Raw genomic sequence first — 21,982 nt, forward strand, 5'->3', positions numbered from 1 at the left:
AAATCAATTTTGTAAGGATTCGACAAGCTCTTTCAATTCTTCTGCATGAGCTTTTGTATTTACTTTCTCGATAATTTCCAGAACGGTTCCGTCCGTATCAATCACGTAAGCAGACCGGCTGGGAGCTTCAAAGGTATTTCCGAACATATTCTTTTCAACAATAGAATCGGTGGCTTCGGCAAATTTATAATCGGGGTCAGATGCCAGGATATAGTTGATCCCTTTTTTCTTTGCATAATTTTTGTGCGACCTGTACCCGTCTTTGCTGATAGCAATCAGGTTGTATCCCTTTTTATTGAACCATTCTGCCTCTTCGGCAAGACTTTCGTTTTGTTTATCACAACTGCTTGTGTTGTTTTTCATGTAAACGGAAACAATAGCCGGCCGATCCAGAAGTTCTGAGAATTGGACGTCTTTTTGTTCACCATTTTCTACAACGGTCAGGCTAAAATCGGTATCAATTTTTTTTCCTTTGGAAATCATGATGCTCTATAATTCTTGTATGTTTTGGGCACTATAACCCAAATCATATCTCATTTCGTTCTTTCCATATTGAAATGAAATTCAGAGACTTTTAGTATACACATTCTGAAACACATTGAGCAACTGATTTTGTTTGAGGATTTTTTTCCTCACAAAAAGAGATTACTTATTGTTCATATGCAAGAGTAAATGAGCGACTGCCGCCACAACAATCGAGTGATGAATGGTACTGCTTTTCACAAGATCAAGAAAACGCCTGAGAGGTAATACATGTATATCAATGTCTTCATTGCCATCAAGATTTTGTTCACCTGTTTTGATACAGTTTTCTGCCAAAAAGATGGATGTAAAATTGTTCAGAAAGGCGGGGTTGGCACTGGTTTCCCCGAGAAGGGTCCACTTTTTGGATTGATACCCGGTCTCCTCCAGTAATTCGCGTTTGGCCGCTTCCAGCGGGGATTCTCCCTCATCAATCATACCGCCGGGAATTTCCAGGGTTGATTGATGAATGCCGGCGCGGTATTGTTCAACCAAAACAACTTCCTGATCTTCATTTAAAGCGATGATGTTAATCCAATCCGGTGCATTCAAAACGATAAATGGAGCGGTATCCGTTTTTTTATCCGGCAAAAGCTCTCTTTGATGAAGAGAAAAAATGGGAGTTTCGAAGAGTTTCTTATCTTCAATGATATCCCATTTGGGTTTGGAAAATGAAAATGAATCAGACATAGCGAAGCAATTATATGGATGAACGACTTGAAATCGCAGGAGAAAACTTTTCAACCGATGAAGAACGAACTCAAATCGTAGAAAAGGCGTGCGATCTGATGGAGAAGATATACCAGGACGGGGATTATCCAAAACTGATGGTGAAGCGTTCGTGGTCGGAACATAACCCGATCATTACCGGCGAGATGGCGTTGCCCAGTGCGTATCGCTGGTATTTAAAAAGAGAGCTCAGAAAACTGCTTGAGAAAGGCGCCAGTATGAAAATCTTTCCTTCCCGGCCGCGGGTAGAAGTGAATGATCCGCTTCTTTTTGATAATGCTGATGAGGATGACTGGGACATCACCCAAAAGAAAATGTTTCTGTACAGCCCGGAACGGATTGACATTTCCCTGAACCGGCTGGAGCATTACACCGGAACCAAACCGGAAGATTTTCAACGGTATATCATTTTCACAAATTATGATATGCATGTAAACGTGTTTGAAGATCTCTTTCCCGATTGTGTAAAACCAAACCGGTCGGTTCAAATGCCGGCGTATCATCACAAGCTGCCGGAGAATAAAGGGTTTTCTCTGGTGAACATTGGGGTGGGGCCATCCAATGCGAAAACCATTTCGGATCATGTGGCCGTACTTCGTCCCGATGCAATGGTGATGGTTGGGCATTGTGGCGGATTACGGAATCATCAGGACATTGGCGACTTTGTTCTGGCAACCGGTTTTATGCGTGCAGATGGAGTTTTGGATCAGTTGCTGCCACTCAATATTCCCATTACTCCGAACCATTTGTTGAATGTTTACCTGAAAGAAGTGCTCGATTCAAACAACCGAAAATACCGGTTGGGAACCGTGTATACCACAGCTAACCGGAACTGGGAATTCATCAAAAAAAGAACGGTTCACGAAATCCACATCAGCCGGAGTGTAGCTATTGATATGGAATCCGCAACCGTAGCTACAAATGGATATCGCTATCGGATACCGTTTGCCACACTTTTATGTGTGAGTGATAAACCCCTGCATGGAAAGCCGAAATTAAGTGATACGGCTCAGACGTTTTATCAGAATTCCAAAGAGATGCACCTGGAAATCGTAATTGATGCGTTGAATATGAGCAAAGCCAACTACCCGGACGGATTGCCAAATTCAAGCATCCGGGCCATAAACGAACCGCTGATGGGTGGGCCGGAGTAGAGAATATCGAACAAGGAATGAAGAAGTCTGAAGTTGACTTCGCTATTCGTTATTCCTTGTTCATTATTCATCATTCCAAAGTTTTTCTGTAAGGAATTCACCATTTCCAGTTCATACATATAAAAAGACTTTGTGAATGGAACTGGAAGAATTTGATACCGATCAATATAAAGGGCGGGCTGTCCGGGAGATGATGCCCGATGAACAGCCGCGTGAAAAACTGCTAAAGTACGGGCCTGAAAGCCTGTCGAATGCGGAGTTACTGGCAATTCTGTTACGAACCGGCTCTAAAGGAATGAATGTAGTGGATACCTCCCGCGCACTGCTCGATCGGTTTCGTGGACTGAGAAATCTTTCCAAACAAGACTGGCAATCGCTGAAAATAATTCCGGGTATCGCTCAAGTAAAAGCATTAACGCTCGAAGCCGTATTTGAACTGGCCAGGCGAATTCAAATGGAATCTTTGGGGGATGAAGTCACAATCACCACGCCCGAAATGGCTGCGGCTTATTTTATGCCACGCCTCAGAGATTTAAAACACGAAGAGTTTTATGTAGCATTTCTCAACAATTCCAAGGTCTTAACCGGCTACAAAAAAATCAGTTCCGGCAGTTCAACAGCCACTGTTGTCGATCCCGCAGAAGTAATGCGCCAGGCAATTTTAAACCACGCCAATAGCATTCTTCTCGTTCACAATCATCCGTCCGGTTATCTGAAGGAATCGAAGGCAGATATTACTCTGACCAATCGTTTGAGTGAGGCAGGAAACATGCTTGGGGTGCCGGTTATCGATCATATTATTATTGCCGGGGATGGCTACATAAGCCTCAGAAATAAAAATATTCTTACCTGATTTCGGTTGCTTTAAAAATTCTAATCTTTCAGCTGAAAATAATCCAATTTTAATTTGTCCAAAAAGGGGCATCTGTTATATTCACAAGGGTATAAATAAATCTTTGTGCGTTATGGACTATTCGGAATTGGTGTATGCTGTTGAAAGGGGCGATATGCAGACGGCAAACAGAATGTGTGCAGAAGCTATACCAATTTTGAAAAAGTATCTCATATCTAAGGTGAATGCCAGCCCTGAGGATGCGGAAGACGCGGTTCAAAAAATGTTTGAATACGTGATTCCGAAAATTCAGAATGATGAAATCACCAGTCCATCCGGATTGCTTTCCTATATGTTGGCCGGCGCAAGGCACAGTTACTACAAAATAGTTCGCGATTTTGATTTAGATAAGTACGGAGAAATCGAAGAAGATTTGGTTTCGGAAGCCGACCAGGTTTGGAATCTCGTGAATGAAGAACAGCAAACGATTCTTTCAAGATGTATCGAGAAGTTGAAGGGGCACTACCAGGAAATGATTACTTTCCTGTTTGACCACCCGGATGCAGACTCTAATGAGATTGCAGAATATTTTGATATTTCATTGAATAATGCGTGGATACGTAAACACAGAGTAATTCAGCAGTTGAGCGATTGTGTGCAGCAATATTTCTAAGAAGATGAAAAAATATTGTAAGGAATTGGCAAAATCCGGTTCATACATACGAGAGGTTGTAAGAGTAAGTATCAACCGGAGTGAATAAACCCCACTACAATGAAAGAAAAAGAGAAGATAGAGATACTTAAAAAAATAGATCTGTACATCCGAGGGAAACTGACACAAGACGAAATCGATGAGTTATGGAAAACATTTCTCGAACATCCGGAATACTACGATATTCTGGAAACGGAAGTACACCTGAAGAGCCTCATTAAAAAAGGCGAAAAACCCCGATTTTCTTCTGAAAGGGCGGAGCCATCAACAGGTTCTGATATTTCCGGCATTCACACCTACAAAGGATGGCTTTATGCTGCCGCCGCGGCTGTAATCCTGGCTTTGGGATTACAGTTTTTTGCCCTGCAGCAACCCGACTCCGTTCAGAGTTTTGCCCTTGCAGAAATTGAGCAGACTCATTTGATCGGCGCCGATGTTCTTCGGTCCGGCGAAGAAGGGAATGAAAACCTGGACGTTGCTATTAACGATGCTCTGGCTACCGCTTACGAAGGAGAAACGGAAAGAGCTATTGCGCAATTTCAGGAAATTTTAGGTCAGTCACTTTCTGATCAACAAAAAGCCAGGGTAGAAATGAATCTTGGAATCCTGCTCTATAACAACGGGCAGTTTGAGACGGCAAAAAACCACTTTGAATCTGTGACCGAAATTGAAGATTTGGAAGATCACCAGGTAGAAAAGTCGTGGTGGTTTCTTGGGAATACGTATCTGAACCTGAATCAGCCAAGGGCAGCGAGGGAGGCAATCTTTACTGCGTATAGCATGGATGGACCGTTTCAGGCGGCAGCACTTTCTCTGCTGAAAAAACTGGATTTACGGCTGGGAAATCTCCCAACCGATGAACAGCCTTCCCGATTGGGAAATTGAAAACAAGATTCCCAGGTCTCTGATCTTACAATTCTGGTGAAATTATTTTTCACCTCGATGAGACCGGGGAATAGGCTCTGAGTATGATTTGGTATGAGTCATCAGGAAATCATGCGTACCCAATTTTTTCTCTCCTTTTTTGCGCTCCACTTTACGATAGCTCCCGTTCGATTTCATGATCCATCGTTGCTGGTTATCCCGCAGGTAAATATTCAGCATAAACTGAAGGTATTTTTTCAGAAGCGGGTGTTCGATGGGCGCCAATACTTCAACCCGGGCATCAAGGTTACGATGCATCCAGTCGGCCGAACCTGTAAAGTAAAGGTCGTCCCCACCGTGGTGGAAATAGTAACAGCGTGAATGTTCAAGGAACCGGCCAATAATGGAGTGGACGTGGATGTTATCACTCAAGCCTTTTTTCTGAGGAATAAGCCGGCAAACACCTCTTACAATCATATCGATTTTAACACCGGCTTGGGATGCTTCATACAGTTTCTGAATAATCAGTGGGTCTTCCAAGCTGTTCATTTTGGCAATAATGCGGGCTTCCCGTCCTTGCTTGGCTTCATCAATTTCGGCCTGGATTAAAGCCATGATGTTATTCCTCAAATGCTTGGGGGCAACAAATGTTTTTTTGAAAGTCTGATCAGGAGCGTAGCCGGTTAGAAGATTAAAAACATCGGAAACATCGGACGCAATATCGTCGCGACAGGTAAAGTATCCAAGGTCTTCATAGAGTTGAGCCGTATCCGGGTGATAATTCCCTGTTCCGATGTGCACATAACGGCGAAGCCCGTCTTCTTCCTCGCGGACAACAATCGTCAGTTTGGTATGAATTTTTAAACCGGCAATTCCGTACGAAACGTGAACTCCTGCTTTTTCAAGACGCTGTGCCCAGCTTATATTTCGCTCTTCATCAAACCGGGCTTTTAGTTCAATCAAAATGGCGACCTGTTTATCCGCTTCGGCCGCACGAATCAATGCATGCATTAAAGGCGAATCGCTGGAAGTTCTGTAGAGGGTTTGCTTGATGGCCAGAACTTTTGGATCACGCGCCGCTTCTTCTACAAAACGCTGGGTAGACGATTCAAAACTATGATAAGGATGGTGAACAATGAAATCGCCTTTTTTAATGACCTGGAAAACGCTCGGGGTTTCTTCATCAATAGGATGCCGGAAGACAGGATGAAGCGTGGGCACCCACTGTTCAATCTTCAAGTGCTGGAATCCCTCAATATTATACAGCTGCATTGCGTCTGCGAGCCCGATCGGCCCTTCCATTTCAAACACTTCATTTTGGTGAACATTGAGGTGGCTGAAGAGATATTTCTTGACATCAATCGGCATATTCTTGTCGATTTCCAGGCGCACAACTTCAGCAAACCTGCGTTCGCGAAGTTCTTCTTCAATCATTTCAAGGAGGTCATCAGCTTCTTCCTCATTGCGTTCGAGATCGGCATTTCTTGTTACCCGAAAAACATTTGCAGAAAGTACCTCCACGCCCGGAAAAAAACGTCCGATTTTTTCAACAATCAGATCCTTTACAGAAAGTAAAATTACCCGATCTTCCGTGTGCTCAAGTTGAATCCATCGGGGGCGATTGGCCGGGATTTTAATTCGTGCAAAAAGAAGTTCATCATTTGCCTTATTTCGAAGCTTGATAGCCAGAGACCGGCTTTTGTTTGAGATAAACGGGAAAGGATGCGCTTCGTCCACAGCCAGTGGCGTGATGATCGGATAGATTTGCTTCTCAAAATATTCATCCGCTTTTTGCTGAAGGGATGAATCCAGTTCGGAGTATTCCTTTATCTGGATGCCGTTCTTTTTCAGCTTCGGTAGCAGATCGTCCAGGTAACAACTTCGGTACTGCTTAATCATTTTTTTCACAACCCTTCGGATGGCATGGAGTTGTTCGTCCGGAGTTTTGCCGTCAACCGTTAATTCGGATACACCCGCATGAAGTTGTCTCTTTAAACCGCCTACGCGTTTTTGGAAAAACTCATCAAGATTGGAGCAAACAATCCCGATAAATTTTACCCTTTCAAGAAGAGGTAATTCCTCATTCAGAGCCACTTCCAGAACCCGCCAGTTAAACTTCAGCCAGTTAACCTCATAATTCAGAAAGTAGTCACTGCCGAAAATTTTCAGTTCGCTTGGTGTCAGGTCTTTTTGCAACCCTTTTTGTGAAAGAATCTCGTTTTTCAATGGATTCGATTTGGATTTCTTTTTCTTTAATTTTTGCAAGTTCACCGGTTTGAACTCATTCGTGTCCGGTGAATACGATGATTTCGACATTGACAATCCTATTTAGACGGCTGGAAATTATTGTGTGCTGTTTATCAAATACTCCTAACGAAAAATGTTGGAGTTTGATTTCGAACACTGAATTTCAAGATTAAGTTAATTATTATAAGATTAACTTAGTTTTAACATTTTCGAAGGAATAAATATTGCAGAATCCACTTTTGAATCCGGAAGAGAAAGATCCCGTAATTGAAGAATCGCTAAGGCCCTCATCTCTGCAAGAGTTTGTTGGCCAGCAAAAAGTTATCCAAAACCTGTCCATTTTCATCCAGGCGGCAAGGAAACGTGGAGAAGCCCTGGATCACGTAATTTTATCGGGTCCGCCCGGCCTTGGAAAAACCACGCTCGCCTTTATCATTGCCAGGGAAATGGGCGTTCAAATCAAACCGACAACAGGCCCCGTGCTCGAAAAACCGGGCGATCTTGCCGGACTTCTGACCAACCTCGAAAATGGTGACGTTTTGTTTATTGATGAAATTCACCGTCTCAATCCGGTTGTGGAGGAGTATCTCTATTCGGCTATGGAGGATTATAAGCTCGATATTGTAATCGATTCAGGCCCCAATGCGCGGAGTGTTCAGATCGAATTAAATCATTTTACGCTTGTTGGAGCAACCACCAGAAAGGGTTTGTTGACGGCACCTTTACGCGCCCGTTTCGGCATTGATATGCGGCTGGATTATTACGATGCCGAACTCCTTCAAAGAATTGCATATCGCACAGCAGGAATCCTGAATTATGGAATTACGGATAAAGGGGCTTATGAAATTGCCAGAAGAAGCCGGGGTACTCCGCGAATTGTAAACAAATTGTTGAGAAGAACGCGTGATTTTGCCCAGGTTGATGGCCTTGATTCCATTGACGATGCTATTGCGGATAAAGCTCTTAATGCTTTGGATGTTGATAAAAATGGCTTGGATGAGATGGATGTTCGCATCCTGAAGGCGATTGTAGAAAACTACAAAGGCGGGCCGGTTGGTTTGGGCACACTTGCAGTGGCCGTTGGAGAGGACAAAGGAACCATAGAGGAAGTTTATGAGCCATTTTTGATCAAAGAAGGATTTATGCAGCGCACCCCGAAAGGACGGGTTGCCACGGCAAAATCGTATCAATATTTAGGGGTTAAAAAAGGCGCCCCGGATAATGACGACCGCGATTTATTTAATTTGTAAACCGCATCATTCCCATTCATTCCAAAGATTAACGGGATTCAGTGAACGGTCTACAACGACGCTGTCCGTGATTTGTGAATTTGTGACGCCGCACTGTCCGTCCGACCACGCGTGATTCATGGCTGGTGGATGACAGTTGTATTGATCTCCGCATATCCAGTTTGCACGGTTTGGAGTGGATGAGTTGGCTCCCGTAAAAATGTGGGTAGCACAATTTCCAGGTGAATAATTTGCTGAATAAAAAGCCACATTGCTGGAATCCCAGGCAGTACTGTACATTTTGTTCGCTTCTACTTTGATATGATGCCCGCCGGCAATCCCGATTCCTACCTGCCCGGGATTTATGCCGATATTGCCAACCGCTTCCTGAAATCGGCCGCCGCCATCCCCAAGCATGATAAATGAACCAGAACCGGAAAGACTGTGGCCACGGGCACGATTGCGATGAACCTGAATCCAGTCGGTACTGTCGCCGGCGGATTTGTAAATATTGATCCAGTCTTCCAGGGGATCGGCACCGTAAGGATCAGTGCGAATCATAGTATTTTCTGAAATTCGAATGCCGGACCCGGTGCACTCATCACACTGGAAAAAGTTGCGTCCCGTATTCAATCCTTCATTATTTACAACTTCCAGAGGCCCATCGCTGAAACGCAATCTTACGGCAGACGCCACATTTTTGAAATAGGATTCACGAATTCTTATATCTGACGCATTATCCAGCTGGATTGCCCCGTAATTTTGACCCGAAGAATCCGGTGCTATATTGAGGAAGCGTCCTTTTCTGATGGTTACAGCAGATATTCCGCTGGTAGAAAAAATGCCGTGGAGGTGATAATTACGCATCTCAATCCATCCAATTCTGTTTTGGTTGATTCCTCCGCTAAATGCCCTGTAAATGGAATCTTGTCCGTCCAGAACAGCTCCGCTCAGCCCCATCCACGAGTTGCCGGTTTTTGAAGTAAGCACAGATTGGCCGGTGTGAACTCCTCCACGAACGATAAACTTGCTTCCAGCGGGGCATGTGTAATTTGCAATGCTAAAGCTTTCGCCCATTCCAATCAGAACAAAATCACCCAGTTGATTGAACAAATTACTACAAGCTGATGATTCATCGGTATCAGAAGCCCAGTTTTTTAATATTTCGCGGATCTCCTGTGTGCTTTTTCGGCGTGGTCCGTCGGCAGATTCGGCTGACGAATTGAGAAGGTTTTCTATCCTGCGGCTGAGAATAGAATGTTCATTATCGGTAAGTGAACTGAAATTTTTATCCAGTCTTTGCAGCGACTCAGACAATTGTTCAAGCGTTTCATCATCAAAATAGATGGTATTTGAGGTGGCAGTGCGGACCGGTGCACCCAATTCCAGCACATCTTCATCACTGAGGCTGTCAATTTCTGTGCTGTTCATGGATTCAACATCATCAATCATATCCAGAAAATCCGAATAAAGATCCTGCGGAGTAGTAACCCCGGCTTTTTGTAAGATATTGGTATCCACCTTTTCGGCGGGAATATTTTTGTCTCTGTCATTTCGGATGCTGAATTCGCAGGAAGCAGCTCCGGCCGCCATCACAAAAATAAGAGCATAGCTAAAAAGGAGAACTCTTCTCATGATTTAATCGGTTGGGTTGGGTTGATGATTGATGTCTGCATGAAACGTATGCTACGATAAACAAAATTTGGCAACGAGTCTATAACAGATACTTAAAGCGCTGACGAAACGATAAACCAAATGAGCAATAAAAGTTGGCACTTGAGAAATGAAACATGGTCAGATTTTTTGTACATTGAGCCGCTTTGAAGTGCTAACCAAGATTATCTAAAAGAAGATTTTATATGAAACATTTGTTTACCTCAGAATCGGTTTCCGAAGGCCATCCGGATAAAGTTGCCGACCAGATTTCCGATGCCATCCTGGATGCTATGCTTTCGCAGGATCCCGATTCAAGAGTAGCCGTTGAAACGCTTGTGACCACAGGCCTGGCCATGTTATCGGGAGAAGTACGAACCGAAGCGTATGTAGATGTCCAGGAAATAGTTCGTGAAGTAATCCGCGACATTGGTTATACAAAAGCCAGCTACCGGTTTGATTCCGATTCCTGTGGCGTGATTTCTGCCATCCATCAGCAGAGTGCAGATATTGCACAGGGCGTAGACGAAGGAGAGGATAAAGAGCAGGGTGCCGGCGACCAGGGGATGATGTTCGGCTATGCAACGAAAGAGACAGACTCGTATATGCCGATGACTCTTCAGTATTCGCACGATTTGCTTAAAAAGCTGGCTCATATTCGTAAAGTCAGCGGCGAAATGCCTTACCTTGGCCCGGACAGCAAAAGCCAGGTTACTGTTGAATACGATGAAAACAACAAGCCGAAACGAATTCACACGATTGTGATTTCCACTCAGCACGATGATGGTATTGAGCAGTCTCATATCAAAGAGGATGTTAAAAAGTATTTGATCAAATCTGTTATCCCCTCCAATCTGGTTGATGACGAAACCATTTTACACGTCAACCCAACCGGAAAATTTGTGATTGGCGGTCCGCACGGCGACACGGGTTTGACCGGCCGAAAAATTATTGTGGATACGTACGGCGGCCGTGGTGCCCATGGCGGCGGCGCATTTTCCGGAAAGGATGCTTCCAAAGTAGACCGAAGTGCGGCTTATGCAGCGCGACACATCGCCAAAAACATTCTCGCTGCCGATTTAGCTGACGAGTGTCTTGTTCAGCTAGCGTATGCTATCGGTGTGGCCGAGCCTGTTTCCGTAAATGTTTACACGTACGGAACCGGAAAAACGAGTGATGTACAACTCGCAGACGCTGTTTCTAAAGTGTTTGATTTGACGCCGTCCGGAATCATTTCGCGACTTAAACTCAAAACACCTGGTTTCAGGAAAACAGCTGCATACGGCCATTTTGGGCGTGATGAGTTTACCTGGGAAAAACTCGATTACGTGGATCAGCTTGCCAACGCTGTGAAATAAAGAAAGAGTGTAAATCCCGAAAAGCTTTTAAAAGTATACCCGGCAAGAATTAATTTTCCTGCCGGGTATTTTCATTCAAAGAGTGGATTGCCATCATGAAATCACATCGAATTTCTTCCGTCTCTTTTTTGTGGATTGCGGCTCTGCTTCTTTTTGCGTCATGCTCCGACAGCAGTACCGGTGGCAGCAATTCAGGTTTGTCGGAAGACCAGGAAAATGTGATTCAATATTTCAAAGATGTAGCGCTGGGATTTGAGTTTGGCAATGCTCTTGAAATCACACGAAAATGGAATGAAGATATTTTGATTTTTGTGGATGGCGAAGAGAACCAGATGTTGCGGGATGAACTTGATACGGTAGTTTCTGAGCTAAACAATTTGCTCGCTTTGGATGATATCGAAATCAGCACTACAACAGATTCTACAACCCACTTTAACTATTACCTGTTCCTTGGCCCGGGAGAAGAATACGCCCAAATAGAACCCAATGCACAGGGATATGTGGAGTCTAATTTTGGGTTGTTTTTTGTGAATATGAATGCCGCAAATCAAATTGTTAGCGGAACCATGTATGTCGACACCAACCGGCCCGCCCCGATGAATCAACGGCATCTTCTTCGTGAGGAATTAACGCAATCGTTGGGAATGGCAAAAGACTCAGACAAATATTCTGATAGTATTTTTAATTCCAGTTATTCGGTAGATGTTACCGAGTTTTCGGAGTATGATGAAGCCGTGATTAGGCTTTTGTATCATCCGTCTATGAAGGCTGGATTCAATGCGTCTCAGGCGGATTCCGTTCTCTATGGAATCATCGATGATGTGATCTATTAAACGAAATTTCTTCGATGCTTTTTAATCAATTTGATTCAAATGGTTAAGACACAGCATAGCACATTCATTGTTCTTCTCATGTTTCTTGCTCTTCTGCTTTCCCAGTGCAAGACGGAACCCTCACAAAAGGAAAATTCACAGTTGTCTGAAAATCAAGATGAAATTATTGACTACTTCAAAGAAGTGGCTTTGGGTTTTGAATTTGGCGGACCGGAAATTACACGCAAATGGGATCGCGATATTTTGATTCTGGTTGAAGGCGAGGAAAATCAAGCACTTCGCAATGAACTGAATGATATTGTTGAAGAGCTAAATGATTTAATTTCTGATGAAAATATTGAGCTCATCATAACAAGCGATTCTTTGGACTATAACTTTTATGTGTTTTTCGGAACCGGGGATGATTATGCAGACATTAATCCCGATGCGGAAGATTATGTCGCCGATAATTTTGGGTTTTTCTACGTCAATACGAATATCTCCGATCATATCATTTGGGCATCTATGTATGTGGATACAGAACGGGCAGATCCACAACGCCAGTTACATCTTTTGCGGGAAGAATTAACACAATCTCTTGGACTGGCAAAGGACTCCGATTGGTATTCCGATAGTATTTTTAATTCCGATTATACCGTAGCGGTGACCGAGTATTCCGAATTCGATAAGGCCCTGATTCAACTTCTCTATCATCCGCAAATGAGTACCGGCCTCGACAGTACCGAAGCCGATTCTGTTTTAAGGGAAATCATTGGCGATGTGATTGAATAATCGGATTTCGAGAGCAATTTTTTCATGAGAGCATAGTTCTCAACTCACTTCAAAACTCCAATCGCCCGCAATACATAACCGACCGGACGAAAAAGGTAATACACGAATCGAGAGGGCGGCAGCCAGTCATACTTCAGATCCGTTTTACAGAAGGTGATTACTTTGGTCACATCCACTTTGTGTTGCCAATGCGGAAACAGTTTCCAGCGATAGAGGGTTAGCCGGGTTGTGTTGAGGCGGCTGATATGCGGATCACCCTCCGGCTGTTTACATTGTTCAATAGCGAAAGAGCCGAGGTTATGGGTATCGTTTTTTTTCGAAGGAAACTGTTTGCCGTTTGGGAAAAATTCCTGAAGCATATCGTTACAAATATCCACCTGCCGATGGGCGTTGCAATCCGAAATAATTCGATCAAATGTATCCCAATGGATCTCTTCCCGCTTCAGGATTTCATGAATATCCACCAGCCACTTAAGGCGAAACCAAGCGTGATTCCCTCCGTGCACGATCAGGTAAAATAGCTCAAATTCCAATGAAAGCCGGTTCAGGGTTTGTCCACCGAATTCTACCGATTCAATACTTCCTTCAAAAAGCCGGCGAATCGTTTTTGGATTGGCAATTCTCGTTGAAAACAGTTTCCAGTGCACTTCAATCATCACTCCCGATTTCGGATGAATCATCTCAACCTGGTTGATAAAATGAAGAGTGATTTTCTGTTTTTTTGGTGACTGCGGCCATGCAAATTCTGTGGATTGATATCCGTGGCGTTCGAGAAGTTGCATCGTCCGGTTTACATCTTTGGGAGCCACAAGGAGGTCAAAATCGCGGAAGGCGCGGTAAGTGGGGTCACCATAAATACGCTGGGATAGCAAAGGGCCCTTCAGGTTCAGAAACCAGATATTTTGTTCACATAGAGCTTTGGTCACCTCAATGAAGGCGCCAATTCGCTGCATACCCAAAAGCCGATCCTGCTGGTTTTCAGCATTTGTTGATTCACCTAAAAAGTCGTCAATCTGTCTCTCGGAGAGGCGGTGGCGGTTTCGTAAAATTTCCCGGGAAAGATCCAAAAGAACGGTGTTGTATTAATGAGTTTCTGGAAAGATAATATTAAAGTCCGTGCCGAATAGAAACCAATGCCTTCAAGGAAAGTTAAATTTGATGGTTTTTTCGTTAGAAAAACCGCTCTTTTTCTCCCATCTTCTTTTTGTAAATTGCGCGCACTAATCTCAAACAATTCAAGGAAAAATGAAGGTAACCAAACATCTTGCGCTCGCAGTGATGATGGCCTTTGTATGTAGCCTGACGGCTTTTAGCCAGTCAACGCCGCAGGCATTTACAGGAGCTCACATTATCCCGATCTCCGGCGAGCCGATAAATAACGGAGTTCTCGTAGTTCAGGACGGAAAAATTGTAACTGTCGGAGATGCCGATACCCGGATTCCCCGTGGAGCAGATGTTCATGATGTATCCGGCAAAGTATTGATGCCCGGACTTGTGGACACACACTCTCACGTGGGTGAAGGAGATGGCGGGGATTATTCATCCTCATTACATCCCGACGTTCGGATTATGGACACCATCAACCCGAGAAGCAAAACCTTTCGGAAAGTGGTTGCCGGCGGGCTGACCAGTATCAATATCATGCCGGGTTCCGGACTTTTGATGAGCGGCCAAACGGTATACGTGAAACCAAAACCCGCCGATACGATCGAAGAGATGCTGATTGTGGTGGATGAAGAAACCGGAGTTTACGGGGGGTTGAAAATGGCCAACGGAACCAATCCGCTGCGATCAAACGGATCACCGGGTACACGGGCAAAATCTGCTGCGATGGTTCGTGAACTTTTTATCAAAGCGCAGGAGTATCAGAAGAAAATAGAGGAAGCTGATGGCGACCCGGATGAAATGCCGGCGCGCGATTTGCAGATGGAAACTCTTGTTGAGGTTCTTGAGGGGAAACGAATCGTTCATAACCATACCCATCGCCATGATGATATTTTAACGGCCATTCGGCTTGCCGACGAATTTGGTTACCGGCTGGTTCTTCAGCATGTGAGTGAAGCTCATAAAGTGGCAGATGAAATTGCAAAGTCCGGCGCTCAGGCATCGATTATTGCTATTGATTCTCCCGGCGGAAAACTCGAAGCCATCAATATGATCAATATAAACGGACGTGAACTCGAGGCGGCCGGGGTGGATGTTGCTTTTCATACGGATGATTCCATTGTAGATTCCCGGTTTCTAATAAGATCTGCGGCATTAGGTGTTCGTAATGGAATGAGCCGGGAAGCAGCGCTCGAAGCCCTGACATTAGCCGGCGCACGCATGATGGATATTGATGATCGTGTGGGCTCTCTTGAAGAAGGAAAAGATGCGGATTTTATTATTCTCTCCGGCGATCCGTTCAGCGTTTATACTCACGTTGAGCAAACCTGGATTGAAGGCGAAAAAGTTTTTGACCGAAGCAATCCGGAAGATCGTGAGTACGCAACCGGCGGATATGAAATTTTCCGAACCATGAACATGCATATGCACGGGGAGGGTCACTGATTATGAAAATGTTAGAGAAGAATTTTATGAAGATTAGAAACATCGTAACGGGCCTGTTTGCTTTTGCGATTGTTGTTACATCCGGTGTGATTTCCAACGCTGATGCGCAAATTGCCGTGAAAGGTGAGACCGTTTATACCGTCAGCGGATCTGCCATTCAAGACGGCGTTGTATTGGTGCGAGATGGTAAAATAGAAGCTGTTGGAAGTGCTGATGACGTAGATATTCCAGGTGATTATGACGTTCACGAAGCCAAGATTGTCACACCCGGTTTGATTGATGCGCGAACCGTTGTTGGCCTGGCAGGTTACTACAACCAGGATCACGACCAGGATCAACTTGAAACCTCAAATGCCGTTCAGCCGGAATTGCGGGCCATTGATTCATACAATGCACGGGAGTTTTTGGTGAACTTTTTGATGAAAGAAGGAATCACGACTATTCATACAGGACACGGCCCCGGAGCTGTTATCAGCGGCCAAACCATGATTGCCAAGACTTCCGGCCAAACCGTTGAAGAATCCCTGGTGGATTCATCCACAACACTCGCCGTAACATTCGGGCCAAGTGTAGAGCGGAACTTCGATTCTCCCGGTACACGAGCAAAAGCGGTTGCCGTTCTCCGGCAGGATTTAATCAAAGCGCAGGATTATGCGGAGAAAAGAGCAGCCGGAGAAGATCAGTCGCGTGACCTGAAAATGGAAGCATTGGCCGATTTGTTGGACGGCAAAATCACGGCGCTGATGTCTGCCCATACCTCTCACGATATCATGACGGCTCTGCGGATACAACGCGAATTTGGATTCCCGATGATGCTGGAAGGTGCCTCCGAAGCATACTTGGTTTTGGATGAAATCAAAGAAGCAGATATCCCGGTAATTATCCACCCGTTGATGATTCGTCCCTATGGCGAGAGTAAAAATGCGAGTATGGAAACGCCTGCAAAGTTGAAGAAGGCTGGAATTCCATTTGCATTCCAGAGTGGATATGAAGGATATGTGCCTAAAACCCGCGTAGCCAAGTTCGAAGCAGCCATTGCGGCCGCCAATGAACTGGGTTTTGATAACACACTTTATGCACTCACATTAGGTGCGGCTGAAATTCTTGGAATTGATGAACGGGTAGGCTCCCTCGAAGAAGGAAAAGATGCCGATATTGTTCTCTTTGACGGCGATCCATTTGAGTATGTCACTCATGTTGAAGGGGTCATCATCAACGGAGAAGTTGTGTACGAAGGCGAGTAATATTATTATTAGTCATTGCGAACGGAGTGAAGCCCCGAAGGGATCCCTACGGAACTTCATTTCATTCGCAATGACAAATTTAATGTAGAAATAGTCAGTATGGGTCCCTGTAACTTTTCGAAGTCCTGACAACGTTGTGAAATCCAGGAATTCAAACGATGACAGGAGTACACTTGGTTCGTGCTCTGTCAGTTACTATCGAGATGTGGTGAGCAAATCTTTTAGAATTTTTGGTAACATTTTAGAAATTCATGTATCCTATTAGAAAGTAGTTTTCATCAAGATAATAGTCGTTCACGGGTACTCGGAATTCAAAAATTATTGATAACCTCCGTTCATCAGGAAGAAGTCTTTTCAATTCTTTTATCTGTAAAAGGGAGGCAAAACTTGGTTAACTGATTGTTCGAATCATCATTACTCTATTATTTTTTTCTACTTTTGTAAAATTATACTATTTATTGGCTAAGGAGGGTATGACTATGAAAAAGAGAAAAATTATTCTCGCACTCGCAATTTTTATGATGACAGGGCTCCTGTTTTCATGTATTGAAAGTAATATTGGGACAGTCAGAAGTGACGACTCTATTCTAACTGAGAATGTAATGGCAACCGCTGCAGAACAACAATTTAGAAGAGAATCACCCGAAAAAATATATAAAGACTTTCAAGAAATGTTAAGCAAACTTGAAAGTATGAATAGGACAGAAATAGATACCATGAGTGATGAGGAGGTCCTTGAGCTGGGGAAACCATTCCTCAACGCTTTTGAAAATACAGTAAAATTCGATAGAGAAACGTTGGAAAGGTTAAGTGAAGCCACCCGTGTTATGAATGAAAATCCGAAATCGATCACCAAAAAAATGCATAGTGAAACCGTAAAGGAGGTTGAGGATATTCTTTCATCATCGGCTTCAAAGTTTGAGAAACGCACCTTTGATACAAAAGGTTTACGAGGCCACCTGACAAACATAACCGGAACAAGAGATATTATAGAGGATGTATTTGAATGTAGTGAATTTTTTAATGTGCAGGGAACTAACGTTTACCTTTACCATGGGGATGTTTTTGGACTTGCGAATGTTATCTGTCCGGCTGGTTCAACGTTCAATATCATTATCGGAACACATTATGGGCATATGATTGGTGATTCCAAAAATGGAAATATATGGATAGGATTGATGGCCGTTTTAGATGGTGGAGGATCCACAAAAAGAGCCTTTAAAGACGGGATGAATAATAATGTTATCAGTTGGTTGACGATAAGAAATTACAGTCAGAATGGTATTGTCTCTGATGGAAGCGATAACGTTTCAATATCGTGGATGACGTTCAAAAACATTGCTCCTTCATATGATGGAGAAACTAACGGTGCGATTAATTTTGAAGATTCCCAATACATTTTTGTGAGGTATAATGAGTTTGAAAATGTGGCGGCAGGTGTACTGTTTACAGACTCTGAAGGTCCTTTATAAGTGATTAATAATGAAGCATTTAACAGTGGGCGAAATTTTTTTCAATGTAATAACTGTAATGGAGCAGGCATTCGAATTAACAGAAATTCTATGGAACACACATCAGCTTATGGTAACACAAGCTTGGTAGATTTCATAAGTATTTTTAAATCAGAAGGAATAAGTAGTGATTGGATACAAGTAAATAATAATCGGGCCAGAACAAATGGTACTGGAAGTGGGATGGATACCAATGGTTCTTTTATTATGTTAGGAGATTGGGGAGGTAAATATCAGGAGGCTAAAAATAATATCGGTGTCAATCCGGGACAAGTAGGCATCGGAGCTGCAAGTGGTAATCATATAAGAGTCGAGGATAATCAGATGTACAGTCAGTTGATAGATGGCATTAGCAATGTGGCTTTTTATTCATGGAAAAATCCGATAGATGCTCCAAATTGTTCTAATCATATATATGAAAACAATATAGCTAATTGGATTTACGGAAAGCATGATCAACCAAATAATTATGGGAACCAAAATATAGCATGGTCTAATGGTAGTTGTGGCTTATCTCATCAGATCCTTCTTAGCAATACAGATGAAGACACCACTATGGGACCCGAAATTTGGAATACATGGTGATAAAGATGAAAAGAAAATTCACGTTAACTCTTCATTTTTTACTGTTCTTCTTATTTCTTTCTTGTATATCTAACTCGGATAGCCAATTTGAGGGAGGTTTGGGAACAGAAGAGAATCCATATCAAGTGGCCTCTGCCGAACAACTCCAGCGAATCGGAGATGAAGAAAATCTTGATAAACACTTTATCCAGGTGAAGGATATAGATGCCACTGAAACTTCTGACTTCAATGATGGAAAGGGATTCCTGCCGATTGGAAATATCGGCAATCCCTTTCGTGGAAGTTATAACGGGAATGATTTTACTATCTCAGGTCTGGTATTGGATTATAATGAACCACACATGGGCTTGTTTGGATATGTAAAAAATAGCCTTATCGAGAATATAGTACTTATCAATTCTGATGACACGAATTGTAGTTTTGAAAAACTTCGAACAAAAGCTCTAAAACAAACAGGAAATATGAATGCTTCCTATGATGTTAATATTCTCAATGATGACATCGGTGCCGCGGGTTGGCTTGTTGGTTATAATGATGAAGGAACAATTCGCAGTTCATCATCAACTGGATATTTTTCCGGGGAGGGTATTCGGTTTGTTGGTGGGCTCGTCGGCTATAATACGGGGCTTATTGAGAATTCTCATACTACCTCCCACAGCTCCAGTTTGGATGCAATCACTGGAGGATTTGTAGGAGGGAACACAGGTTTAATCAGAGATTCATATGCAACCGGTTGTGCAGCCTCATCTGGTACTGCGGGTGGCTTTGTTGGATATAACGATGGAGGAGAAATCTTGAATTCGTATGCAACAGGTGATACTTTTGCCAATTCAATTACGGGGGGACTGGTTGCTTTCAATCTCGCTGGAGGTAAGATTAAGGCTTCATTTTCCAGCGGTAAGATGATGGGAGTCGGTTCTGCTGCCGGTGGATTGGCAGGAATAAATCACGGCAAAATAGAAGACTCTTATACAATCAAAAACTTTAGTGAATTCACTCAAGCAACAGAAGTAGGCGGCATAGTGGGCATTAACAAAACAGATGGAACCATTATTACCTCCTATTCAGCCGGTAAACTCGCAAGCGAGCCTGGCTCAACAATTGGTGGTGTTGCCGGTTTGAATGAAGGCGTGATTGAGTCGAGCTATTGGGATATGACTGCAACGGGTGTAAACATCGGAGCAGGCTACGGAAACGCAGATGGAATGATGGGGCTCCCGACAGACCAATTAATTGGCCCGACCGCACAGGAAAACATGTCCGGCTTTGATTGGTTGAATGTCTGGACAATCACTTCGGATGGATATCCTGTTTTGAGATGGCAGGAAGAGGAGAATTGATCTCAGATTGGAGGCATTCGATATGCGAGCTCAGTACGTTCGAAGATTGTTCCAAGGGCATCCCTTTTGGGGCTTCATTTCATTCGCAATGACAAATTTAATGTAGAAATAGTCAGTACGAGTCCCTGTAACTTTTCGACGTCCTGACAACGTTGTGAAATCCAGGAATTCAAACGATGACAGGAGTACACTTGGTTCATGCTCTGTCAGATACTATCGAGATGTGGTGAGCAAATCTTTTAGATTTTTTGGTAACATTCTAGAAATTCATGTATCCTATTAGAAAGTAGTTTTCATCAAGATAATAGTCGTTCACGGGTACTCGGAATTCAAAAATTATTGATAACCTCCGTTCATCAGAAAGAAGTCTTTTCAATTCTTTTATATGTAAAAGGGAGGCAAATATTGGTTAACTGATTATTGGGATTACCCTTACTCAATTATTCCTTTTCTACTTTTTAAAACTATACTATTGGTTAAGGAGGATAGGACTATGAAAAGAAAATTCACGTTAACTCTCCATTTTTTACTGTTCTTCTTATTTCTTTCTTGTATATCTAACTCGGATAGCCAATTTGAGGGAGGTTTGGGAACAGAAGAGAATCCATATCAAGTGGCCTCTGCCGAACAACTCCAGCGAATCGGAGATGAAGAAAATCTTGATAAACACTTTATCCAGGTGAAGGATATAGATGCCACTGAAACTTCTGACTTCAATGATGGAAAGGGATTCCTGCCGATTGGAAATATCGGCAATCCCTTTCGTGGAAATTATAACGGGAATGATTTTACTATCTCAGATCTGGTATTGGATTATAATGAACCACACATGGGTTTGTTTGGATACGTAAAAAATAGCCTTATCGAGAATGTATCACTTGTAAATTCAACATCTTCAAAAATTCGAAATACTCTGCAAAAGGTTCTACATGATACTATACAAATAAATGATACTTATTTGGTAAATCTTGCTTTAGAAGATATTCGTTCCGCCGGATGGCTGGTTGGATTTAATGACGGCGGTACTGTGCGAAGTTCATCTACCAGCGGAAGATTTGCTATTGAAGGAACTCATATTGGAGGACTTGTTGGCTTTAATGCCGGCAAGATTGATAATTCCTATACCACCGGAAATGTATCCAGCCTTCAGGCATTTGTAGGTGGCTTGGTGGGGGGGAATATTGGGCAAATCAGTAATTCATATTCAACTGGTTCCGTTTCAGCACCTGGAAGCGCCGGTGGTCTGGTTGGACATAATAATGGAGGCCAAATTTCTACTTCCCACATCACGGGCCAAACAAGTGCAAATTCACGAGTTGGTGGATTAGTTGCTTTAAATACCGGGGGGCAAATTTATTCTTGTTATTCTATGGGTCAAATTCTGGGGTATGGCGAAACTACTGGAGGTTTGGTTGGAGAGAACAGTGGAGAAATCAAAAACTCCTATTCGCTCATCGAATTTAATGAGTCGACTGAATCTGACAATGTGGGCGGCATAGTGGGTATCAACAAAACAGATGGAACGATCATTACCTCCTATTCAGCCGGTAAACTCGCAAGCGAGCCTGGCTCAACAATTGGTGGTGTTGCCGGTTTGAATGAAGGCGTGATTGAATCGAGTTATTGGGATATGACTGCAACGGGTGTAAACATTGGAACAGGTGCAGGGAGTACAGGTGGAATGATGGGGCTCCCGACAGACCAATTAATTGGCCCGACTGCCCGGGAAAACATGCCCGAGTTTAATTGGGTGGATGTCTGGACAATCACTTCGGATGGATATCCTGTTCTGAGATGGCAGGAGGAGTGATTTCAGATTGGAGGTATTCGATATGCGAACTCAGTACG

At 43.3% G+C, this 21,982-nt stretch carries 19 protein-coding genes; 14 read left to right on the forward strand and 5 right to left on the reverse strand.

Annotated elements, in window-relative coordinates; translation table 11 throughout:
• Window positions 1-3: 3 nt before the first annotated feature.
• Both L0B18_RS04285 and L0B18_RS04290 read right to left on the reverse strand, forming a co-directional pair.
• On the reverse strand, window positions 4-483 hold the full coding sequence (locus tag L0B18_RS04285) for a peroxiredoxin (RefSeq protein WP_234568185.1): 480 nt from the start codon (window positions 481-483) through the stop codon (window positions 4-6).
• Window positions 484-645: 162 nt separating this feature from the next.
• A complete protein-coding gene (locus tag L0B18_RS04290; protein ID WP_234568187.1) occupies window positions 646-1,212 on the reverse strand; it encodes an NUDIX hydrolase in 567 nt (188 codons plus the stop codon).
• 14 nt (window positions 1,213-1,226) lie between these two features.
• On the opposite strand from L0B18_RS04290, the gene L0B18_RS04295 reads away from it, so the two are divergent.
• The 4 genes from L0B18_RS04295 to L0B18_RS04310 all read left to right on the forward strand — a co-directional run bounded on the left by L0B18_RS04295 (window position 1,227) and on the right by L0B18_RS04310 (window position 4,834).
• Window positions 1,227-2,405 (forward strand): phosphorylase family protein, encoded by a 1,179-nt coding sequence (locus L0B18_RS04295; protein WP_234568189.1) that lies wholly within the window; start codon window positions 1,227-1,229, stop codon window positions 2,403-2,405.
• 136 nt (window positions 2,406-2,541) lie between these two features.
• Window positions 2,542-3,258 carry a RadC family protein gene (gene radC / locus L0B18_RS04300; RefSeq protein WP_234568190.1) on the forward strand — a complete coding sequence of 239 codons (717 nt, stop codon included), beginning with the start codon at window positions 2,542-2,544 and terminating at the stop codon, window positions 3,256-3,258.
• A 112-nt stretch (window positions 3,259-3,370) separates the two neighbouring features.
• Window positions 3,371-3,910, forward strand: coding sequence for an RNA polymerase sigma factor (locus L0B18_RS04305; protein WP_234568191.1), 540 nt, complete (start codon window positions 3,371-3,373; stop codon window positions 3,908-3,910).
• A gap of 99 nt (window positions 3,911-4,009) precedes the next feature.
• Window positions 4,010-4,834 (forward strand): tetratricopeptide repeat protein, encoded by an 825-nt coding sequence (locus L0B18_RS04310; RefSeq protein ID WP_234568193.1) that lies wholly within the window; start codon window positions 4,010-4,012, stop codon window positions 4,832-4,834.
• Between the two features lie 42 nt (window positions 4,835-4,876).
• On the opposite strand, the gene ppk1 is transcribed toward L0B18_RS04310, so the two are convergent.
• Window positions 4,877-7,129: a polyphosphate kinase 1 gene (gene ppk1 / locus L0B18_RS04315; protein WP_234568195.1), complete on the reverse strand. Its 2,253-nt coding sequence runs from the start codon at window positions 7,127-7,129 to the stop codon at window positions 4,877-4,879.
• A gap of 155 nt (window positions 7,130-7,284) precedes the next feature.
• Here ppk1 and ruvB point away from each other — a divergent pair, with 155 nt between their 5' ends.
• On the forward strand, window positions 7,285-8,310 hold the full coding sequence (ruvB, locus tag L0B18_RS04320) for a Holliday junction branch migration DNA helicase RuvB (RefSeq protein ID WP_234568197.1): 1,026 nt from the start codon (window positions 7,285-7,287) through the stop codon (window positions 8,308-8,310).
• 6 nt (window positions 8,311-8,316) lie between these two features.
• Here the strand turns inward: ruvB and L0B18_RS04325 are convergent, their stop codons facing one another.
• The gene (locus L0B18_RS04325; RefSeq protein WP_234568199.1) at window positions 8,317-9,924 is read right to left on the reverse strand and encodes a hypothetical protein; all 1,608 of its coding nucleotides are present in this window, start codon (window positions 9,922-9,924) and stop codon (window positions 8,317-8,319) included.
• 224 nt (window positions 9,925-10,148) lie between these two features.
• On the opposite strand from L0B18_RS04325, the gene metK reads away from it, so the two are divergent.
• The 3 genes from metK to L0B18_RS04340 all read left to right on the forward strand — a co-directional run bounded on the left by metK (window position 10,149) and on the right by L0B18_RS04340 (window position 12,904).
• On the forward strand, window positions 10,149-11,300 hold the full coding sequence (gene metK, locus L0B18_RS04330) for a methionine adenosyltransferase (protein ID WP_234568200.1): 1,152 nt from the start codon (window positions 10,149-10,151) through the stop codon (window positions 11,298-11,300).
• 95 nt (window positions 11,301-11,395) lie between these two features.
• Window positions 11,396-12,133 (forward strand): DUF2927 domain-containing protein, encoded by a 738-nt coding sequence (locus tag L0B18_RS04335; protein WP_234568203.1) that lies wholly within the window; start codon window positions 11,396-11,398, stop codon window positions 12,131-12,133.
• 141 nt (window positions 12,134-12,274) lie between these two features.
• The gene (locus L0B18_RS04340; RefSeq protein ID WP_234568204.1) at window positions 12,275-12,904 is read left to right on the forward strand and encodes a DUF2927 domain-containing protein; all 630 of its coding nucleotides are present in this window, start codon (window positions 12,275-12,277) and stop codon (window positions 12,902-12,904) included.
• Window positions 12,905-12,948: 44 nt separating this feature from the next.
• On the opposite strand, the gene L0B18_RS04345 is transcribed toward L0B18_RS04340, so the two are convergent.
• On the reverse strand, window positions 12,949-13,971 hold the full coding sequence (locus tag L0B18_RS04345) for a nucleotidyltransferase domain-containing protein (protein ID WP_234568206.1): 1,023 nt from the start codon (window positions 13,969-13,971) through the stop codon (window positions 12,949-12,951).
• A 178-nt stretch (window positions 13,972-14,149) separates the two neighbouring features.
• Between L0B18_RS04345 and L0B18_RS04350 the strand changes: the two genes are divergently transcribed.
• From L0B18_RS04350 to L0B18_RS04375, 6 genes are all read left to right on the forward strand, one after another.
• The gene (locus tag L0B18_RS04350; protein WP_234568208.1) at window positions 14,150-15,454 is read left to right on the forward strand and encodes an amidohydrolase family protein; all 1,305 of its coding nucleotides are present in this window, start codon (window positions 14,150-14,152) and stop codon (window positions 15,452-15,454) included.
• 26 nt (window positions 15,455-15,480) lie between these two features.
• Window positions 15,481-16,698, forward strand: coding sequence for an amidohydrolase family protein (locus L0B18_RS04355; protein ID WP_234568210.1), 1,218 nt, complete (start codon window positions 15,481-15,483; stop codon window positions 16,696-16,698).
• A 479-nt stretch (window positions 16,699-17,177) separates the two neighbouring features.
• Entirely contained in the window at window positions 17,178-18,170 is a 993-nt protein-coding gene (locus tag L0B18_RS04360) for a hypothetical protein (protein ID WP_234568211.1), read from the forward strand.
• 90 nt (window positions 18,171-18,260) lie between these two features.
• Window positions 18,261-18,794 carry a hypothetical protein gene (locus L0B18_RS04365; RefSeq protein WP_234568214.1) on the forward strand — a complete coding sequence of 178 codons (534 nt, stop codon included), beginning with the start codon at window positions 18,261-18,263 and terminating at the stop codon, window positions 18,792-18,794.
• 5 nt (window positions 18,795-18,799) lie between these two features.
• Window positions 18,800-20,134, forward strand: a complete 1,335-nt coding sequence (locus tag L0B18_RS04370) for a GLUG motif-containing protein (RefSeq protein ID WP_234568215.1) — start codon at window positions 18,800-18,802, stop codon at window positions 20,132-20,134.
• A gap of 493 nt (window positions 20,135-20,627) precedes the next feature.
• Window positions 20,628-21,944 (forward strand): GLUG motif-containing protein, encoded by a 1,317-nt coding sequence (locus L0B18_RS04375; RefSeq protein WP_234568217.1) that lies wholly within the window; start codon window positions 20,628-20,630, stop codon window positions 21,942-21,944.
• The last annotated feature ends 38 nt before the right edge of the window (window positions 21,945-21,982 follow it).

Source organism: Rhodohalobacter sp. 614A (assembly GCF_021462415.1).
Taxonomy (GTDB): Bacteria; Bacteroidota; Rhodothermia; order Balneolales; family Balneolaceae; genus Rhodohalobacter.

Excerpts from the sequence above, each read along its gene's own strand:
- L0B18_RS04285 (WP_234568185.1), bottom strand. The coding sequence starts at position 483 with ATGATTTCCAAAGGAAAAAAAATTGATACCGATTTTAGCCTGACCGTT.
- L0B18_RS04290 (WP_234568187.1), bottom strand. The coding sequence starts at position 1,212 with ATGTCTGATTCATTTTCATTTTCCAAACCCAAATGGGATATCATTGAA.
- L0B18_RS04295 (WP_234568189.1), top strand. The coding sequence starts at position 1,227 with ATGGATGAACGACTTGAAATCGCAGGAGAAAACTTTTCAACCGATGAA.
- radC (WP_234568190.1), top strand. The coding sequence starts at position 2,542 with ATGGAACTGGAAGAATTTGATACCGATCAATATAAAGGGCGGGCTGTC.
- L0B18_RS04305 (WP_234568191.1), top strand. The coding sequence starts at position 3,371 with ATGGACTATTCGGAATTGGTGTATGCTGTTGAAAGGGGCGATATGCAG.
- L0B18_RS04310 (WP_234568193.1), top strand. The coding sequence starts at position 4,010 with ATGAAAGAAAAAGAGAAGATAGAGATACTTAAAAAAATAGATCTGTAC.
- ppk1 (WP_234568195.1), bottom strand. The coding sequence starts at position 7,129 with ATGTCGAAATCATCGTATTCACCGGACACGAATGAGTTCAAACCGGTG.
- L0B18_RS04325 (WP_234568199.1), bottom strand. The coding sequence starts at position 9,924 with ATGAGAAGAGTTCTCCTTTTTAGCTATGCTCTTATTTTTGTGATGGCG.
- metK (WP_234568200.1), top strand. The coding sequence starts at position 10,149 with ATGAAACATTTGTTTACCTCAGAATCGGTTTCCGAAGGCCATCCGGAT.
- L0B18_RS04335 (WP_234568203.1), top strand. The coding sequence starts at position 11,396 with ATGAAATCACATCGAATTTCTTCCGTCTCTTTTTTGTGGATTGCGGCT.
- L0B18_RS04350 (WP_234568208.1), top strand. The coding sequence starts at position 14,150 with ATGAAGGTAACCAAACATCTTGCGCTCGCAGTGATGATGGCCTTTGTA.
- L0B18_RS04355 (WP_234568210.1), top strand. The coding sequence starts at position 15,481 with ATGAAGATTAGAAACATCGTAACGGGCCTGTTTGCTTTTGCGATTGTT.
- L0B18_RS04360 (WP_234568211.1), top strand. The coding sequence starts at position 17,178 with ATGAAAAAGAGAAAAATTATTCTCGCACTCGCAATTTTTATGATGACA.
- L0B18_RS04365 (WP_234568214.1), top strand. The coding sequence starts at position 18,261 with ATGGAACACACATCAGCTTATGGTAACACAAGCTTGGTAGATTTCATA.
- L0B18_RS04370 (WP_234568215.1), top strand. The coding sequence starts at position 18,800 with ATGAAAAGAAAATTCACGTTAACTCTTCATTTTTTACTGTTCTTCTTA.
- L0B18_RS04375 (WP_234568217.1), top strand. The coding sequence starts at position 20,628 with ATGAAAAGAAAATTCACGTTAACTCTCCATTTTTTACTGTTCTTCTTA.